This window comes from Micromonospora sp. NPDC049801, from assembly GCF_040656575.1.
Classification (GTDB): domain Bacteria; phylum Actinomycetota; class Actinomycetes; order Mycobacteriales; family Micromonosporaceae; genus Micromonospora.
Map to the genome: position 1 here is coordinate 11,887 of NZ_JBFAMS010000016.1, position 17,743 is coordinate 29,629.

The 17,743-nt window shown below is 67.0% G+C and carries 17 protein-coding genes; 14 read left to right on the top strand and 3 right to left on the bottom strand.

Going from position 1 to position 17,743, the window contains the following annotated elements; genetic code table 11:
- Positions 1-5: 5 nt before the first annotated feature.
- Positions 6-1,019, bottom strand: coding sequence for an acetamidase/formamidase family protein (locus AB0I89_RS25960; RefSeq protein WP_357131871.1), 1,014 nt, complete (start codon positions 1,017-1,019; stop codon positions 6-8).
- Positions 1,016-2,422: an APC family permease gene (locus AB0I89_RS25965; protein WP_357131874.1), complete on the bottom strand. Its 1,407-nt coding sequence runs from the start codon at positions 2,420-2,422 to the stop codon at positions 1,016-1,018. Before AB0I89_RS25965 ends, AB0I89_RS25960 begins: the two co-directional genes overlap by 4 nt.
- A 279-nt stretch (positions 2,423-2,701) precedes the next feature.
- Here AB0I89_RS25965 and AB0I89_RS25970 point away from each other — a divergent pair, with 279 nt between their 5' ends.
- The 9 genes from AB0I89_RS25970 (at position 2,702) to AB0I89_RS26010 (ending at position 12,614) form a co-directional block, all read left to right on the top strand.
- Positions 2,702-3,934: a helix-turn-helix transcriptional regulator gene (locus AB0I89_RS25970; protein ID WP_357131877.1), complete on the top strand. Its 1,233-nt coding sequence runs from the start codon at positions 2,702-2,704 to the stop codon at positions 3,932-3,934.
- Between the two features lie 3 nt (positions 3,935-3,937).
- Positions 3,938-4,654 carry a creatininase family protein gene (locus AB0I89_RS25975; protein ID WP_357131880.1) on the top strand — a complete coding sequence of 239 codons (717 nt, stop codon included), beginning with the start codon at positions 3,938-3,940 and terminating at the stop codon, positions 4,652-4,654.
- A 275-nt stretch (positions 4,655-4,929) separates the two neighbouring features.
- Positions 4,930-5,364: an NUDIX domain-containing protein gene (locus tag AB0I89_RS25980; RefSeq protein ID WP_357131883.1), complete on the top strand. Its 435-nt coding sequence runs from the start codon at positions 4,930-4,932 to the stop codon at positions 5,362-5,364.
- Positions 5,365-5,644: 280 nt separating this feature from the next.
- Positions 5,645-6,808 carry a cytochrome P450 gene (locus AB0I89_RS25985; RefSeq protein ID WP_357131885.1) on the top strand — a complete coding sequence of 388 codons (1,164 nt, stop codon included), beginning with the start codon at positions 5,645-5,647 and terminating at the stop codon, positions 6,806-6,808.
- Between the two features lie 91 nt (positions 6,809-6,899).
- Positions 6,900-8,243 carry a hypothetical protein gene (locus tag AB0I89_RS25990; RefSeq protein ID WP_357131888.1) on the top strand — a complete coding sequence of 448 codons (1,344 nt, stop codon included), beginning with the start codon at positions 6,900-6,902 and terminating at the stop codon, positions 8,241-8,243.
- Positions 8,244-8,319: 76 nt separating this feature from the next.
- On the top strand, positions 8,320-9,282 hold the full coding sequence (locus AB0I89_RS25995) for an aspartyl/asparaginyl beta-hydroxylase domain-containing protein (RefSeq protein ID WP_357131891.1): 963 nt from the start codon (positions 8,320-8,322) through the stop codon (positions 9,280-9,282).
- Between the two features lie 55 nt (positions 9,283-9,337).
- Positions 9,338-10,483 carry a glycine amidinotransferase gene (locus AB0I89_RS26000; protein WP_357131894.1) on the top strand — a complete coding sequence of 382 codons (1,146 nt, stop codon included), beginning with the start codon at positions 9,338-9,340 and terminating at the stop codon, positions 10,481-10,483.
- Positions 10,480-11,787, top strand: a complete 1,308-nt coding sequence (locus tag AB0I89_RS26005) for an ATP-grasp domain-containing protein (protein ID WP_357131897.1) — start codon at positions 10,480-10,482, stop codon at positions 11,785-11,787. Before AB0I89_RS26000 ends, AB0I89_RS26005 begins: the two co-directional genes overlap by 4 nt.
- On the top strand, positions 11,784-12,614 hold the full coding sequence (locus AB0I89_RS26010) for a methyltransferase domain-containing protein (RefSeq protein WP_357131900.1): 831 nt from the start codon (positions 11,784-11,786) through the stop codon (positions 12,612-12,614). Before AB0I89_RS26005 ends, AB0I89_RS26010 begins: the two co-directional genes overlap by 4 nt.
- On the opposite strand, the gene AB0I89_RS26015 is transcribed toward AB0I89_RS26010, so the two are convergent.
- Positions 12,607-13,596: an aminoglycoside phosphotransferase family protein gene (locus AB0I89_RS26015; RefSeq protein ID WP_357131903.1), complete on the bottom strand. Its 990-nt coding sequence runs from the start codon at positions 13,594-13,596 to the stop codon at positions 12,607-12,609. The genes AB0I89_RS26010 and AB0I89_RS26015 overlap by 8 nt on opposite strands.
- A 118-nt stretch (positions 13,597-13,714) precedes the next feature.
- Here AB0I89_RS26015 and AB0I89_RS26020 point away from each other — a divergent pair, with 118 nt between their 5' ends.
- The 5 genes from AB0I89_RS26020 (at position 13,715) to AB0I89_RS26040 (ending at position 17,731) form a co-directional block, all read left to right on the top strand.
- Positions 13,715-14,545: a class I SAM-dependent methyltransferase gene (locus AB0I89_RS26020; RefSeq protein ID WP_357131906.1), complete on the top strand. Its 831-nt coding sequence runs from the start codon at positions 13,715-13,717 to the stop codon at positions 14,543-14,545.
- A gap of 214 nt (positions 14,546-14,759) precedes the next feature.
- Positions 14,760-15,287 carry a DUF6244 family protein gene (locus tag AB0I89_RS26025; protein WP_357131909.1) on the top strand — a complete coding sequence of 176 codons (528 nt, stop codon included), beginning with the start codon at positions 14,760-14,762 and terminating at the stop codon, positions 15,285-15,287.
- 194 nt (positions 15,288-15,481) lie between these two features.
- Positions 15,482-15,880 carry a hypothetical protein gene (locus AB0I89_RS26030; protein ID WP_357131912.1) on the top strand — a complete coding sequence of 133 codons (399 nt, stop codon included), beginning with the start codon at positions 15,482-15,484 and terminating at the stop codon, positions 15,878-15,880.
- A gap of 15 nt (positions 15,881-15,895) precedes the next feature.
- On the top strand, positions 15,896-16,345 hold the full coding sequence (locus AB0I89_RS26035) for a SitI3 family protein (RefSeq protein ID WP_357131915.1): 450 nt from the start codon (positions 15,896-15,898) through the stop codon (positions 16,343-16,345).
- A 144-nt stretch (positions 16,346-16,489) separates the two neighbouring features.
- Positions 16,490-17,731, top strand: coding sequence for an NUDIX domain-containing protein (locus AB0I89_RS26040; protein ID WP_357131918.1), 1,242 nt, complete (start codon positions 16,490-16,492; stop codon positions 17,729-17,731).
- Positions 17,732-17,743 lie beyond the last annotated feature (12 nt).

Below are 17,743 nucleotides of genomic sequence, written 5' to 3' on the forward strand. Positions count from 1 at the left end.
GGCTCCTACCGCAGCCCAGCGGTTAGCCGCCGCAGCCGCTCGTGCGCCCCGCCATACGCGGGGCCGGGGGCGGGGAGCAGGGTTTTGTCGATGGCGGCGAGGACGGTGTAGTTGGCGTCGCACACATTGCCGATCGGCGCCCGCCCCGCCTGCGACACGAGCTGGTAGGCGTCCAGGGTTTCCAGGCCGGTCAGGGCACTGGCCCAGCCGACGAGGTCGTGCTGGGCGATGCGGTAGGCGTCCTCCAGGGGCCTCGCGCAACCGATCGTCAGGATATCCCGGTCGGTCTCCAACCGCGGCCACTGTGTGCTCACGCCCTTGATGACGTCGATGGCGAGGGTGGTGCTCGTGGCGATCTCCACGCCGACGCCGCAAGCCTCACCCTCGCCCTGGCGGGCGTGCCCGTCGCCGAGGGCCAGCATCGCCCCATGAACGTTCACACCGAGGTAGAGGGTGGTGCCGACGCGCAGGTGCGGAGTGTCGAGGTTCCCGCCGTGGGTGTCGGCCACGAGGGTGGATCGGGCCTCGAACCCGCCGGGGGCGACACCGATCGTGCCGATCATCGGGTCCAGCGGCAGGTCCACGCTGTGATCGCTGCGCGTGGCCTCGAACCGTACGGTCCCGGCCTGCCGGTCGATGCCGTACACCCACACCCGCTCCTCCAACGGAGGCTGCAGGGTTGCAGTGTGGGCGGTCGAGGTCAGCGCGCCGAAGTGCGGGAACGTCGACGACACACCCCAGTCCCGCGTCGGGGTGATGGCGGCGAGGTGAACGGCGAGTGTGTCGCCCGGCTCGGCGTCCTCGACGAAGAACGGCCCGGACACCGGATTGAGGTACGGCATGCGGCACACCTGCGACGGCAGGTCCGCCGGCCCCCTCACGAGACCACCGAAGCAGTCCTCCGTCACGACGGTGAACGCGTCGCCGCCGCGCACGTGCGCCACCGGCATCCGACCGCCAAAGGTGTACGCCAACTCGTCTCGGGCGGGCCGGTAGGTGAACCTGTCCATGCCGGTCACACCCGCTCCACGTGACGTGCCTGCGGCTGCGCGGGCGCCAACCCCGACAGGGCAGGTCGGCGGCCGGACAGGTACAAGCCAGCCAGGACGATGATGCCGAGGGCGAGCCACGCCAAGCCGAGACGCTGCGCGGCGATATTGGCGTTGACCACCACGTAGGCGAGGATCGCGAACCCGATCCCGGGCATGACCAGGTGCGCCCACCAGTTGCCGCTGCGCTGGCGGATGAGGTGGTGCACGACCACGGATACGTGCAGCACGAGGAAGGCGACCATCGCCCCGAAGTTGATCAGCGACGACAGCAGGGTGATCCCATCCGCACGGGTCGCCATGTACAGGCCCAATGCCAAGGACACCGCGCCGGTGAGCAGCGTCGCATTGATCGGCACGTTGCGCCGGATCGACACCTTCGCCAGAAACGCCGGCAACTGCCGGTCCCGAGCCATCGCGTACAGCAACCGAGACGTCGCGACCTGCGCGACCATCGAGTTCGGCAACCCCCACGCAATCGCCGTCGCCACCGCGCACACCGTCGCCAACCACCCCCCGCCGGCGACGGCGGCGGCGTCGTAGAAGGCAGTGCCGTTTGGATCACCCTCCGCAAGAAGGCTGTCGGGGTCGGGGACGAGCATCGCGGCCAGCCACGTCTGCGCGATGAACAGCACCCCGGCCAGGATCAAGACGGCCGCCATCGCGCGGCCGATCTGACGGGAGCCGCCCTTGGTCTCCTCCGCCAGCATGGAGATCCCGTCGAAGCCGAGGAAGGACAGCACCGCGAGCGACACCGCCCCCGCCACCACCGACCAGGTGAACGTGTCGGAGTTGTAGAAGGCGTCCCAGCTGAACCGGCCCCTGCCCGAGGCGAGGGCCCAGCCGGCGACAGCCAAGAAGACCGCCAGGACGATCAACTCGCCGACGAGCATCACCCGGGTGACGGCCGCCGTCATGCGGATCCCCACCGAGTTAACGATCGTGTTCACTGCGACGAACCCGAGCAGCCACAGCCACACCGGCACCGCCGGGACCGTGGCGTGAATCGCCACCGACGCCACCAGATACAACAAGCCTGGTACGAGGACGTAGTCCAGGAGGATCACCCAGCCGGCGAGGAACCCGACCGGCGGGCTGATGCCGCGTCCTGCGTAGTTGTAGACGCTGCCCGACATCGGGAACGCCTTCACCATCTGCGCGTACGAGAACGCCGTGAACACCAACGCCACCACACCGACCGCGTACGCCAGGGCCACCATCCCGCCCGAGCCGGCGTACACACTGCCGAAGATCGCCATCGGCGCGATCGGCACCATGTACACCAAGCCGTAGGCAAGTAGATCCCGGAACCGCAGTTGGCGGCTCAACTCCTGCCGATACCCATATCGGGACAGCTCATTCTGGAGACTCATTAGACTCCTCAAATAGTCGACGCCTGGCTGCTCTCACGACTTTGCAGCTGGCCCGTCAGGAAGGGCATCTGCCCGTCGACCCGAATCGCCGCCAACAATTCGCCTGGCGCCCAGACGGGTATCTCAACAACGAGAATTGCGCACCGGGCCAGACGAGTCGATAGCGGTGATGCGGACATAGGGCGTTGTCCGCATGCAACTGTCCGCGTAACGTTCGATCACGTATGGTCAGGCCCGTCTGACTGCGGCAGCGATGGGCAACGGCATCCAGGAGTACCGGTGGCTCAGGTTCCACGACGGCTGACCCCGCATCGATCAGTGCTGCATGGGTTCGGTGCCGCGCTGCGACGGTGGCGCGAGTGCCGCGGGCTGTCTCAGCGCGCTCTAGGCAGGCTGGTGCACGTCAGTGGGGACCTCGTCGGCAAGGTGGAGAAGGCCGAACGTTGGCCGTCCGCCCGCCTCGTCGAGTCGTGTGAGGCCGCGCTGCAGACGGGTGGCGAGCTGCTCCGCTTCCTGCCGGACCTCGAACGCGAGCGTCGACTGACTGGCCTCGACCACCGCTCGGCCGACGGTGGGGGTGGCCTGCTCGGGGGCGTCATGGATCATCCCGAGGATTTTGACCTGCTCCCACCCTGGCACGAGCAACTCGTCCGCCTTGCCACTGCCGGAAATCGCATCGGTTATGCGGGGATGGCGTCCACCGCCCATGCGCAGATCAGCGCCGCTGCCACCATCGGGCGGCGGAGCAGCGCAACCGACCGTCGAGACGTACTCATCGCCCAGGCACTGTGGGCCGAGTTCCTCAGCTGGATCGACGAGCAGAGCGATGCCGCCGAGGCGGACGCATGGCTGCGACGCGCCCAGCAACACGCCGTCGAGGCCAACGCGCCGGTACTGGCAAGCTACGTCCTGATGAGGCAGAGCCAACGCGCCCTCGAACGATTCGATCCGCGTAGGGCCGCTGTCCTGGCGCGGCAGGCGCTGGACGAGGTCCGGCTACCAGGCCGCATTCGCGCTCTTCTGCTCGTCCGTCAAGCCCAGGCCTATGCGATGGGAGGTGACCAGAGCGCCTGTGTAGCCAGCATCGACAAGGCGCATAGGGTCGCCGGCAGCGCCGACGGGGACTTAGAGCTGCCGGTCGATGTTGGCGCCCACTGCAACCCGGTGTACGTGGCTGCCCACGAGGCGCAGTGCCGTCTGCTGCTCGGCCAGCCGGCGGCGGCAGTCAATCTCTACGAGCAACTCCTTCAGCACTGGCCAACTCAGTGGCGCGTCGACGAGGCTCTGTGGCGATCGGTCCTGTCTACCGCCTACGTCAACAGCGGCGACGTCGAACGCGCTGCGACCGAGGCCACCAAGGCCCTGACCCTGGCCGCTGGTACCTCCTCCGCACGGGCTCTGCGCTGGTTGCACCCCACGGCGGTGGCCCTTCGACAGCAGCCAGCCGTTCCCGAGGCGGCGGCCTTCGTGCTCGCATATCGGCAGGCGACTCTCGAAGCGTGTAACCATTAGCCCGTGGACCTGATCACCACAGCAACGAGCACCGACGAGTCCGTGCGAGCAGCGTCCGTCGCGGTCCTCCCAGTCGGGAGCTTCGAACAGCACGGCGCCCACCTGCCGCTGCTGACGGACACCATCGTGGCATGCGCGATTGCGAAGGCAGTCGCTGAGCGCTACGACCTCTTCCTACTTCCGCCCGTGACGATCTCCTGCTCACACGAGCACGCCTCGTGGCGTGGAACAGTCAGTATCAGCGCCACCACCCTCACCGCCGTGGTCGTTGACATCGCCGCCTCCCTGCATGAATCGGGCATCGATCAGCTCGCCGTGATCAACGGACACGGCGGGAACTACGCGCTTGCCAACGTCGTTCAGGAAGCCAACGTCGCCGGACCTCGGATGACTCTGTTCCCCGCTCGGGCCGACTGGGACGACGCTCGACTGGCCGCCGGCCTGCACAGCACCGCCCACCAGGACATGCACGCTGGCGAACTCGAGGTTTCGCTGCTCCTGCACGTTGCGCCGGAGGTGGTGCGTGATGGCTTCCAGCATGCAGACCACGTAGCGGACGACCGACGTCACCTCCTCACGCGGGGCATGGGTGGATACACCACCAGCGGCGTCATCGGCTTGCCGTCCCACGGCACTGAAGCCAAGGGCAAGGCGGCACTCGAAGACCTTGTCCGCTCTTTCGCCGATCATTACGGCCTCCTGCCGGGGCCCAAGGCATGAGCAGGAATTGATGCTGACGGTTCGGGCACCGCGTTTCCGCATCGACTGACCGGGCGTCGTCTGCCATCGTCGCCTCGGTCGAGGCCGCCCCATGCGGACAAGTGCTGTTGTCCGCATCCGGTCCGCATCGATCATGGCGCTAGTGGATGTCTAATGGTTGACCTGAGGCGCTGACGACAGCTCCATCGTCGTTCGAGCGGGCAGATGATGCCTCGCTTCAGCGCTGTAGGGGCGCGGCCTGGTATCGAGCCCCCGACGTCGAGTGGAGGGTCGCCATGCCCGAAAAGGTCGTCACACACAAGGCGCTCTGCTACATCGTGCGGAACAGGCGGTTGCTCGTTTTCCGGCATACCGACTACAGCTACGAAGAGGTGGGCATCCAGGTGCCGGGTGGCAGCATCCGCCCTGGTGAGACTCCGGAGGATGCGGCGTTGCGCGAAGCCCGCGAGGAGACCGGGCTCACGGACTTCAAGGTCGTCCGCAAGCTGGGTGAGTCCGAGTACGACATCAGCCCTCTGCGGTTTGAGGTCCAGCAGCGACACATCTTCCACCTGGAGCTCACCGAGCCCACTCCACCGCGGTGGTCGAGCCAGGAAAACCACGACGGCACCCAGCAGCCCACCCAGTTTGAATGCTTCTGGGTGCCGTTGGCGGCGGGGCACATCCTGCAATCCGGCCATGGTGCGCTCCTGGACCGACTCTACGACTGACAGATCTGCCTCGGCGCTCGAAGCCGCGCGATCAAGACCTGCGCACTGATCTGCCTCACGAAGTCCGCGGCGCGGCCCCACGCCGAGTGCACCTGATCCCGAGCGAGGCCTCGGCCCAGGTGTCCTGCGGTGAGTCGGTTGTGCCGGCCACCCCAGAAGGCTTGCGAGAGGAGGTCGACCATGTCCTACGACCACTGATCTGGATAGGCGAGGCCGGGGCCGGCCTGCGCCAGCCCCGGCCCGATCTCCAGCCGATCCGGACTGTCAGGAGGGTTGCCCAGTGTCCCTGACCACCTACGACCCGTTGGATCCGTCGACGCTGACCGATCCGTATCCGGTTTTCGCCACTCTGCGACGGTCCACTCCGGTCTTCTGGCACGAGGGCATGCGCTCCTGGGCGCTGACCCGGTACGACGACTGCGTGACCGTGCTGCGCGACCATGAACTCTTCGCCCGCGACCCACGCCGCGCCGGGGGTACCGTGCCGCAGCCAAGCCTGAGCGTGCAGTCCTTGGATCCGCCGGAGCAGTCGCAGGTACGCAGCCTGTTCATGAACGCGCTGCATGCCCAGGACCTGGTCGCTGTCGAGCGGCGAGCCGGACGGGTCATGGCCGCTTGTCTCGACGAGATCAACGGTCGCGTGAAGTTCGACGTGATGACCGAAATCGCTGCACCGATGGCGGTAGCAGTCATCTCGGACCTTCTCGGCGTCGACCAACCCGACGTGCACTCCTTCGCCCAGACGTCGGACGCGATCATGCGGAGCATGGACGCCGACCTGGATCCAACGACTGCCGAACCAGGCAGGATCGCCCGCCAGCAGTTGAGTGCGATGGTCGAGACCTGGTTTGCCGCCTCTGGTCGGCCCGGCGTTCTGTCCCACGTCCGGGGGCATGCTAGTCCATTGTCCGACGCTGATCTCGCTCAATATGTGCGCAACACCGCCCGGGTGATGTTCCAGGGCGGATACAGCACGATGGTCGCCGCTGTCGGCAACGCCGCGCACACCTTGATGCGGTATCCGCAAGTACTGGATCAGATGCGCGATCCGGCCGTCCTACGTACCGGTGTGGACGAGCTAGTCCGCTACGACGGGCCGGTGCAGGGCACGAGCCGAATCACGACCTCGACCACCAAGATCGGCGATGTCACCGTACGCGCGGGCGCAAAAGTCCTGCTCCTCTTCGCCGCCGCCAACCATGACCCGGCGCAGTTTCCGGAGCCGGAACGTCTCCTGCTCGACCGCAGGCAGGGACGACATCTCGGCTACGGATGGGGCGCCCACGCGTGCATCGGCACGGTGCCCGCCCAGATGGCTCTGCGCGTACTGGTCAACGGACTGCTGCAGCACCCGATGCGGCTCCGGCTCGCTGGAGAACCGCTTCGTCGTCGCACCGCGACCATGCGCGTCTTCGAGTCGCTGCCGGCCACCTCCCACCTCTGACGATCCACCCCTGACGGCCCGCACTCGCCGACAACGGCCCACTCGCCGGACGGAGCGACCACCTACAGCGCCGCGCTACCTGGGAGCGAGCATGAGGATTCTCATCGGCAACCACATCGACCCCGCCATCCGAGACCGCAAGGACCTGCGCGCATGGACGCAGCGCGTCCTATGGTTCGCCCGCGACGGCGACCTGATCGTGCTCAGCGACGATCCCGATCCGCAGTTTCTGCACTACGCGACCTCCTTCACTGGTGTGGACCCGCAGGCACTGCGCATCCTGATCCCGCCAGCCGGTAGCCACGCCGGACTGCTACTCGACCCCGAGACCCTGATCAGAGACGACTTCCTCCAGACCGTCCGCGGCGCGCTCGGTGACGACGGCCCAGAGCGTGTCGACGAGATCTTCGCGCTGTGGCCTTCGGCGTCCGTGGCACGCTTCGCCGCCGCCCTGGGCGTCCGCGCCCGCTTCGCTGGCAGCGACTTCTTCGCTCAGGGAGGCGGAGAACTGGTCAACAACAAAGCGACCTTCCGAGCTCTCGCTGCCGGCGCCGGAGTGCCGACTCCCGCGGGCGCGGTCTGTCGTAGCGGCGGCGAAGCGGTCGACGCGACCGTATCCCTGTTGGGTGGGGCGGGCGCCCTCGTGGTGAAACAAGCGCACAACGGCGCTGGTGTCGGCAACCAGCTCCTGCTTTGTGATCCACGACTCGCCTCCGACCACGTCGGTGCCCGTCACCTCTACCACCTTGCCGACGGTGGCAGGGAGACGGTCGAGGCGTACTGGCGTCAACGCTGGGACTGGGCCTCGGCGCGTGAGCGCTTCCCCGTCGTCATTGAGGAGTTCGTCCCGGAGGCCAGGTCCATCTACTCCGAGCACTGCGCCGACAGTGAGGGGACACGGCCCACCGAGTCCGGGGAGCTGCTGTACGTCGGGCGGCGCCTGAGCCACCAGATCGTGCCGCTGCGCGGCGTGGACGACGGCGTCCGTTCACAGCTCTTGCGGGGCGGGGGACGGCTGGCCGACACCTACCGCGCGTTGGGCTACCGCGGCCACCTGAGCGCGGACGCGATCGTCACCGTCGATGGGCGAGTGCTGTTCACCGAGGTCAACGCACAGGTGTCCGGCTCACTGCACATCTATCAGGTCATCGCTCATCGCATCGTCAACACTGCGGCGGCCCCACGGCGGTCGGTGGTGGAATACCACACCGCCCCGACCTGGGCCGTTCCCGACGCCGACACCTTCTTGAAGGCAGTCGACGAGCTCGGGTACGGCTATGACCCTGTCACCCGCACCGGTGTCATCGTCTCGATGCCGATCATCCCGGTCGGGGCCGAGGGTGCCCACTTCCTCTTCTGCGTCGCCTACGGCGAGGAAGCCGAGCACCAAGCGATCTGGGACGGGCTCGATTCCCGCTTTCGCGGACACGCCTGAGGCTAACCGCGGCCGTGACAGCTTCGATGCTTCCCGCCGGTACCTCGCCTGACATTCGAATTCGAGGAGGTCATCAATGCTCCCATCCGAGCGCCCCGCGCTTGCCGATGCTGCGAGGCTCACTCCGTCCTTCGACGCCGACCGGCTCGCCTGTGAACTGGGCGATGTCACCGGCCACCGATGGCAGCACCAACGCATCCACGCGACCGGCGGCGACATCGGCGCGGCCGCCACGATCGATTGGCGAGTCCTGCCGCTCCGAAGCCCCGGTGGCGACGCAGAACGCACCGATCCCGGCGGCCCCGGTCCGGTCGACTTCGCTCCCACCATGTGGCTACGGCGTCTGCCCTATCTACGCGAGATCCTCGCTGCGATCCCAGCCCCACTCAACGCCGTACGGTTGATGGCACTTGGCCCTGGCGCCACTTCGCGGCCACACCGAGATCCGAAGTACGCCCTTCCCCGGGGCCTCGTACGGCTGCACATCCCGCTGGTGACCCACGAGGATGCGGTGCTCGTCCTCGACGGCGTCGAGCACTGCTGGCAGCCCGGGCAGTTCTGGTACGGGGACTTCTCTCGGCAGCACCTGGTGCGCAACACCGGCCCAGTCACCCGGATACATGCAGTGATCGACGCCCTGTTCACCGCCGAGTTGGCCGCACTGTTCCCCACGACCTGGCAGGCCGCCTTCGCCGACACAGACATTCTGTTCAACCGACCGACGCCGCCGCCGGTCCCCTGCCGGGTCACGCTGCCGCACACAGCGCATGTTCCCCGTGGCTTCACTGACTTCGAAAACGACCAGCCGCTGGACGGTCCACCACAGCTCGCACGGGTCGATGAGCTCGACGGACGGCTGACGCTCACCGCCGCCGGTCGCGTCTTCGCCCTGACGCCGGTCGGCCCGGACGAGTACCGCTTCGCCGGTTGGAGCGAACAGCGCAGCCTGCAACTCACCGCCGGCGAGACGGTGCTCTACGCGCGCCGTGGTCGGTCGCGAGAGCAGCACCGCCTGCCCAGGGCAGCCAACCTCCGATGACGGGCACGGCGGCTTCCCGACCAGCGCCCGATCCACGCACACAAGGTGGTTCATCATGAAACTGAACAGCCACGACGACTTCACACCGCTGCGCGAGATCATCGTGGGATCCGCAGCCAACTACCTCAGTCACGACCGCGACGTCACCTTTGAGCTCTTCCACCACGACAATCTGGGGGGTTTCAGATCGGACTGGGCCTATCCCCGCCTGGCCCCGGCTGGCAATGGAGACCCTGGGCACAGGTGGGAGATCAGCCGCCGTTACACCGCGGAACTCCATGAGGACGTCGAGGGCCTGGCCGCTACCCTCGCCGGTCTCGGCGTCACGGTGCACCGGCCGCTATCGCTGCCACCCGACAGTGAACCCATTGCCGGTCTGGGATGGCAGGCCGCGCCCACACCGGCCCTGAACATCCGCGACAACACCCTCATCCTCGGTGACGAGATCATCGAAACGCCACCCGCTATCCGCTCCCGCTACCTGGAGACCCGTCTACTGGCCCCTGTCTTCCGCCACTACTACGAGGCTGGAGCCAGGTGGACGACGATGCCGCGACCCACTCTCACCGATAAGTCCTTCGACCTCTCTTACGCCCGGGACAGCTCCACCACCCTGGGCGGCCCAACCGAACCGATCGCCGACGCCCGACCAAGCCCGTACGACGTGGGGCTCGAGATGATGTTGGACGGCGCCCAGGTTCTACGTCTCGGCCTTGACCTGGTAGTCAACATCGCCCACGACAACCACCGGATCGCAGTCGACTGGCTCGATCGGCACCTCGACGACCGCTACCGGCTTCACCGGGTCTACCGGATGGCCGACAACCACATCGACAGCATGCTCCTGGCTCTGAAGCCCGGTGTGTTCCTCGCCCGCCACGACGGAATCCGTGACCAACTGCCCGCACCACTGAGGTCATGGGAGTTCATCGTTCCACCGCAACCCGACCCCGGCGCATTCCCCGCCTACGACGACGCCGACCTGGTCCTCACCAGCCCCTACATCGATCTCAACGTCCTGTCCGTCGACCCGGACACCGTTCTGGTGAACGAGGACTGCCCTGGCCTGCTCAAGACCCTCGACGCCAACGGCTTCACCGCCATCCCAGTACGGCACCGACACCGACGGCTGTTTGGCGGCGGGTTCCACTGCTTCACCCTCGACACCCACCGCAGCGGTCAGCTCGAGGACTACCTGTGAGCCGCACCCCGCGCATTCTGCTGCTTGAGCCGGGCGGGCCCGAGGCAGGTGCCCTTGCCGATGCTGCGGCCACCCGTGGCTACGAGACTCATGCCGCCGTCATGCCTGATCAGCACGCCGCCTACGGTCCCGCCCTTTGCCGACGCTGGTCCGGCATTCTGCAGACAGACTTCTCCCACGCCGAGCAAGCCCTCAGCGACGTCATCGAATACGCGAGCCGAATTGGCGCGAACGCGGTACTGACGACCAATGAATACCTGACCCCGCTGCTCGCTCAGGCGAGCGCCGCACTCGGTCTGCCCGGCAACGATCCGACCCGAGCCAACGCCGCCCGTAACAAGATCGCGATGAGTCAGGCCTTCGCCCGCCACGGCGTCAGCGCCCCGCACACCCTCGTCGTCGACGACGAGGAGAATCTCCGCCACCGATGCACCACGGGTCAGGTCAACTTCCCCTGCGTCATCAAGCCCAGCGACGCCGCCGGTTCCGCCGGCGTGACGGTCGTCCGCGAGGCGGCTGCTGCCACCGGTGCCTGGCGGGCCGCCCGCACCCTTAGCGGCATGTACGGCATGCCACTCGACCCGCGCGTCCTCGTCCAGGAATACGTCGAGGGCGCCGAGTACAGTGTCGAGTCGCTGACGCAGGCCGGAACGACGACACACCTTTGCGTCACCCGTAAGAACGTCACGGCCGGAGCGCGCCGAGTGGAGGTGGGCCACAGCCTGCCGGCAACCCTTCCACCTGCGGTAAAGCAGGCCGTCTACCAGCAGGTGGAGCGCGCCATCGACGCCGTCGGCATCCGCAACGGCGCCTCGCACACCGAGATGATCCTCGGCTCGGACGGCAGGTGCGCCGTGATCGAAATCGGTGCCCGCGTCGGGGCCGGCCAGATCGGTTTCCTCATCCACCATGCCCTTGGCGTGGATCCGTGGTCGGCGCTGCTGGACGTCGCGCTCGGCCGCCCAGTCGAGCTCACCGCCACCCGTCGCCGCCATGCCGCCGTACGGTTCCTGACCAGTCCGACAGCCGGGCGTCTTCGTTCGGTCGCCGGCCTCCCCGAACCCGGCACCGGGATTCCGGACGTACGGCTGCGCGTCGCGGTCGGCGATGTCGTAGGACCGGCTCAGGCAAATCGTGGACGTCTCGGCTACTTCCTCGTCACGGGCGCAGACCGGAAGAGCGTCGATGATCGCGCGGAGCAAATAGTTGGCGGAATCACCATCACGATCGACCCGGAGGACGCCCACGGCGGGTCACCACATCACCAACTCTCTCGTCACTTGGCGGGTCGGAAGGCGCGATGACCATGCCCAGTGGACCTGCACTCGAGCGGGGGCACTCCGCATCGCCCCTGGCGGATGAGTTCGATGAACTGTTCCGGAGCGAGGCCCGTAACGGCAAGGGCTTCGCCAGAGTGGTACGGATGGTCGACCCGGCACTGCCGTCGGAGATCGAACCGTTCTCCTTCCTCTCCGCCAACCTCCTCCACCACATCCGACAGCAACTCGCGATCGATGAGGGCGCGATCCTCGCCGATCTAGGATGTGGGCGCGGCGGCCCTGGCCTGTGGCTGGCCCGCACCACAGGTGCCACCCTGGTCGGCGTCGACTTCTCCCCGGTCGCGACAACCCTGGCACGGCAACGTGCCACAACCTTCGGAATGCAGGCGAACGCCCACTTCGTGGTGGCCGACCTGAGCGCCACGGGACTTGCCGACCACGCCGTAACCTCGGCGATCTCCGTTGATGCTTTGCAGTATGCCCGCGATCGGGCCGCAGCCGCTGTCGAAGCGCGGCGGATCCTCCGTCCCGAAGGACGTCTCGTCCTCACCGGCTGGCATCCACGGCAATCGGGTGACAGTCGTTTACCCGAGCGGCACCGCTTCAGCGACTGGCCCCGAGTTCTTGCTCACGCCGGATTCGTCGATGTGGAGTGCACCGAACGGCCCGACTGGACCGAGGCCTACCTGCGGATCTACCGAACAGCGCTGGATCTGGGCGACCCGGACGGGGATCGCGCGCTGGCGGGTCTCCAGGCGGAGGCCCGAAGCCGCCTTCCGACCGCTCACTTGCTGTACCGGGTGCTTGTCACAGCAACCGCCGGTTGGCCTCCTCGGGGCACTCTCAGGTGAGCTCGGCCAACACGGCGGCCATGGCTTCGAAGGTGCCTTGGACACCGTCGGCCTTGCCGAGTCGATGACGCTCCAGGCGGATGGCACCGATGTGCCGCGCCTCGTAGATCAGCGAGCGCAACACGGCAGCCGCGGAGCGATCCGGGTGCCCGTAGCTGTCCCAGAACGCGTCACGTTCGGTGCCTGGCTTCGCCGCGGCCATGCGGATCGTCCAGTCCGCAGCCGGGTCACCCCACCATGTGCGGTCCAGGTCAAGCACTCCGGTAATGGTCAGCTCGTCGGCGACGGGGTCGAGCATCACATTGACAGTCCACAGGTCGCCCGCAAGCATTCGCGGCTCGGTAATCTCGTCGAGGACGCCGCAGTGCTGACCTGCCACCGCAGCAACCCTACGCACGTCGGCAGCGTCCAAGCCCACGTCGTCGAGGTCGGCGGCAATGTCGTACAACGAGGCCGCCACTGCCTGGCTCCACGTCGCAAACGCCGGACCTGCGACGGGACCGAAGGATGGTCCCCGCACCCCATGAACTCGGGAAGCGATCGTGCCCAACTGTCGGAAGAAACCAGGCCAGGACGATCGGGGGTAGGCGCCGAGACGATCCGGAGCGGGAACGCCATCAAGGAACGTTTGCACCAGATAGTCTCGGGCGATCACCTCGTGGGACCAGTCCGCGGCGATGACCTGCGGCATCAGCGGCGCGAGCACGGTCAGCCAAGGCACACTGGCGAACTCGTTTCGCATCAGCTGCCGCTCGCTACGGAACTGCTTGTCCGGCTCCGGGGCGACCCGCAGCACTACCGGCCGCTCCCGCCCCGCTACGACGACCCGATAGGTGTTGTTGTACATCCCCGAGCCCAACTCGATGGCCGACACGACGTGCGCGTCGGCACCGAAAACCCGCCGGCAGACCGCCTCGATCTCGTCGGCGGTCACCGACTGCTGAAATGACTCGAAGTCGCGCTCGATCGGTCGGAATTCCATCACGGCATCCTTGCGCTCATGGTGAGCATGGACAGACAGCCATCAGTCTGACAGGCCGAAATCGGGCCCCTCCGGGCCTCTCCGCTCAACACCCACGACCAGCCTCTTAAAGCCCAGCATGCGGACCGACAAGGAGAACGTGCCCATGCCGAAGCAGCCCAACCAACTGTTCATCTCCACTGCCCCGTACTACGCCAAATATCGGCCCGGCTACGACCCCGCCATGTACGAGCAACTTCGCCTGCGCTTCAGCCTCGCCGGTACTCAGCGCGTCTTGGACCTGGGGACCGGCACGGGCACGATCGCGCTGCCGCTCGCGGCGCTTGTCGGCGAGGTCATTGCCGTCGACCCGGAGGCCGGCATGCTGGAGGAGGGCCGTGCACTCGCCGAGGCGCAGCGCATTGATAACGTCACCCGGCTGCTCGGCGACTCCACAACCCTGCCCGCGATGAACATCGGCCCAGTCCTGCTCACCGTCATGGGTGCGTCGTTTCACTGGACCGACCGGCACCAGACCCTGCGCGACCTCGAGAAGATCGTTGAGCCTGCTGGAGCCGTTGTCCTCGCCTCCGGTGGCGCACCGGGTGACATCGAACCGGCCCCCTGGACCGATGTCATCACCGAGGTACGGACCCGCTACCTCGGTCCCGGCCGGCGTGCCGGTAGCGGTACTTACCAGCACCCCACAGAACGCCACCAGGATGTCCTCGCCCGGTCAACGTTCCGGCATCTCGAGATCCACACCTGGGATCGCACCGTTACGCGGACCCTAGACGAGGTCATTGGGCTCCAGTTCTCCTACTCCTACAGCAGCCCAGCCCAACTAGGACCAGACAAGGCGGCATTCGAAGCCGACCTTCGAGACGCCCTCATCAAGTACAGCCCCACCGGCTTGTTCGATGAACTCGTCCGCACCGAGGTCATCATCGGCACCAGGACCCAGGGGTAGCCCGAGGCTACGGAGCGAGGGTCGACCGCTTGTTGCGCCAGAGCCTCGAAGGAGATCCACTTTCACCCGCCAGCTATGTCGAGGTTCCACCGCCGACCCACGTCATGACTGGGGCCGAGTTTCTTCGACTGCCGATGTCTGGTGGGCCTCCCGGATACCCCGGTAGTTTCGGCTGCCGGACACCATCACAGTCTTCGATTGGGGAGTCGGCCACGTGTCGCACATCGAGAAGGTCACCGCTGAACTCCGGGCCCTGGCGGCAGGCACCGAGCGCGCGCAGGGGTTGGCAGCCGCAGCCAACAGCCAGGCACAGGAGGTGGCCCTGCGAGCCGCGGGCGCTGGCTTCGCCGCGGTGGCGGTGGGCGTGACGCGAGTGCGCAGTGCGATCACCGATATTCAAAGCGGCCTGGGCAGCCTCGGCGGTTCAATCGGCGAGGCGACGAAGGCAACCGCGGCCGTTCCGCATGGGGCGACTCCGCAGGAGACGATCGCCGGGCTGACACCCGTCCAGGCGGCGGTGGACAGCGCCCGGGACGCGACGGCAGCGACTATCGCTCAGGTTGGCGAGGCACAGCGGCTCGTCACCATGATCCTTCAGGGCGGGCAGCCCGGACCCCTGCTACAGGCGCTGGAAAGCATCAAGCAGGTCCTGGTACTGGTAGTCCAGCGCACCAGCACCACTCGGCAACTCATCGAAGCCGCGATCACTGAAGCACGGCAGATCGGGTCCTCGGGAAACTGATCGGGGCTGGCAGTCCCAGACCGGCCAGCCCGCCTCCTCTTGCCACCACCAATCCGAACCCGCCGCCTCCCGCCTCCGGCGGCGATGCCTCCGGTGACCGCAACCCCGCGCCGTGGAGCCGGCACCCGACCGGCGTCCTCGGCGGATCACCCACCGGGCCCCGAACCAAAATTCCGCCACGGGCGGATCAGAGGGTGCAGCGGGCGTTGGAGTTGGAGAACGCATGTGCCGACACGGTCGCCGGCAAGGGTTACCGCTTGCACCAGAACCCGACCAGGCAGGAGATCGCCGAGGCGCGGCGGAACACGGGCGACGGCGGGAAGCCGGACAAGGACCCGGACTACCTGATCGAAGGCCATGTCTTCGACTGCTACTCACCGACCCCTGCGAAAGCCGCGCGTGGGGTCTGGACGGAAGTGTCGGGGAAGGTGGCCAGCCAGCAGACCCAACGGATCATGCTCAACCTGCAGGACTGGCGTGGCGACCTCGGCACCCTGCAGAAGCAGTTCGACGACTGGCCCATCCACCACCTCAAAGAACTCGCAGCGCTGACCCGCAGCGGTGAGATCATTCAGATCGTCCGACGAGACTGAGAAGGCAGGCAGCACGTGGGTATCGAGTACCGACTGACGCTGGCGGGTGACATCCCGCTGGAACATGTGGCCGAGATCGCGGCTCCTGGGCACGTCGAGGAGTCAACTCTGCCCGGATACCCCCGACTACTCGGCGCTGACCTCGGTGACGAGTCCGGCTACACCGTCAGCGTCTATGCGGGCAGGAACGGTTATTACGACGCCGAGGACGACGACGGCTCCCAATGGGAATGGGAACCCGACACGTACGTCAACATCGTCTTCCACATGCTCAAGGACGACACGTCCGGCAGGGCGGTCCCCGACATGGTCGCGGCCGTCGACCGGCTGCTCGCCAGCAGGCCGGAGGACGCGGCACTGACACTGAACGGTAACTGGCTGCTACTGACCCGAGTCGCAGGAGCCCTTCGAAGGCACCGACCGTCGTGGTGGAACACCTATGGCCTCGACCATCGTCCCGCCTGAGTAGAAGCCCGCGAGTTGGGATGCCCGCCCCAGGGCGTAATGGGATGCCAGGCACCAATAAACGGTCCTGCCCCGCAGGACCGTTCAGCTCGTCTCCGCGACGCGCTTGAATCCACCCAGGCAGCCACCCGGAGGAACCCGGCCATGATTCGTCGATACGCCTCCGCCGGCGCCGTCGTCACGACGAACGATCTGGGCGCTCCTTCGATCCTGCTTCTGGATCAGGTCCGGGGGAACGGCGAACGACAGACCGTAGCCCCGAAGGGTCGCCTCGAGCCGAGCGAGGCACCCCTGCAGGCAGCCGTGCGGGAGGTGGCCGAAGAGGCCGGTCTGACCGGTACTCAGTACGGCGCGTATCTCGGACAGGAGAAGTACGTCTTCACCGACAACGACGGCTCGCCTGCGGCAAAGACCGTCGACTGGTTCCTCTTCACCACCGCGACCACCACCACAACGCCAGCCCGAGACGAGGGCTTCGTCCAAGCTCGTTGGCTTGACGCCCCCGCCGCCCGACGAGCGGCCACTCACCTTGAGTTCCAGCAGATCCTGGACCGCGCCCTCGCCATCATCGCCTGGCGTTCGGCAGGGCCACTCCCATTCAGCCGAAGCCTCAGCAAACTCGTGACTGCGGTGGCAACGGAGGCTCAGGCCGCCATCGCCGGGCATCCTGAAGCGGGCGTAGGACTATGCGGATCAGCCGCCCGCGGCGACTTCATCGACGGCTGGAGCGACGTCAACTTCGTCGCCTGGAACCTCCCTGCGACCTCACGAACAGCAGTCAAGATCAACGGAATTGTGGTCGAAGCCTCCAAGCTTCACGGCATACGGGCCTCGCTGCATCTCACCGGCGGACACGCTGGCGCCGGCCGCAGCCTCGGTGCTCTGCACGACATGACGATGCGGGTAGCGCTGGACCGCGTTGGCCTCGACACCGCCGTGATCGCAGGCGCGGGCCTGACGCACACCACAACTCCAGCAGCAACCAATCTTGCTGACGACATCGCTGCGCTTCACCACATCGCCGAGAACGGCCTCAGCGTCAGACACGACAGCAGTACCCAGCGCGAGGACGCCGCCCGCCACGTTCTGTCCGTGCTCTCATGCGCAGCTCGGCTTCTAGTCGTTCGGCGGCAGCCGCAGGCGCCCCTGCGGCTGCCCGAGGTGGCGGAAGCTCTACGTCATTGGCCGGGCAAGCAGCTCACGGATCTGCTGTACGACTACGACGCATTCCGCCGGACCGGGACGCGCACCCTCAACCAGGCGGAACAACTCGCTGCACGTGTACCGGCAGCACTCATCGAAGCCGCCACCAACCACCGCGAACCCGCCTGGTCCGCGGGAGCAGACGGGCATCTGCCGGCGGACCGGCACAAGCGAAGGACCTGACGGCCACGTGGG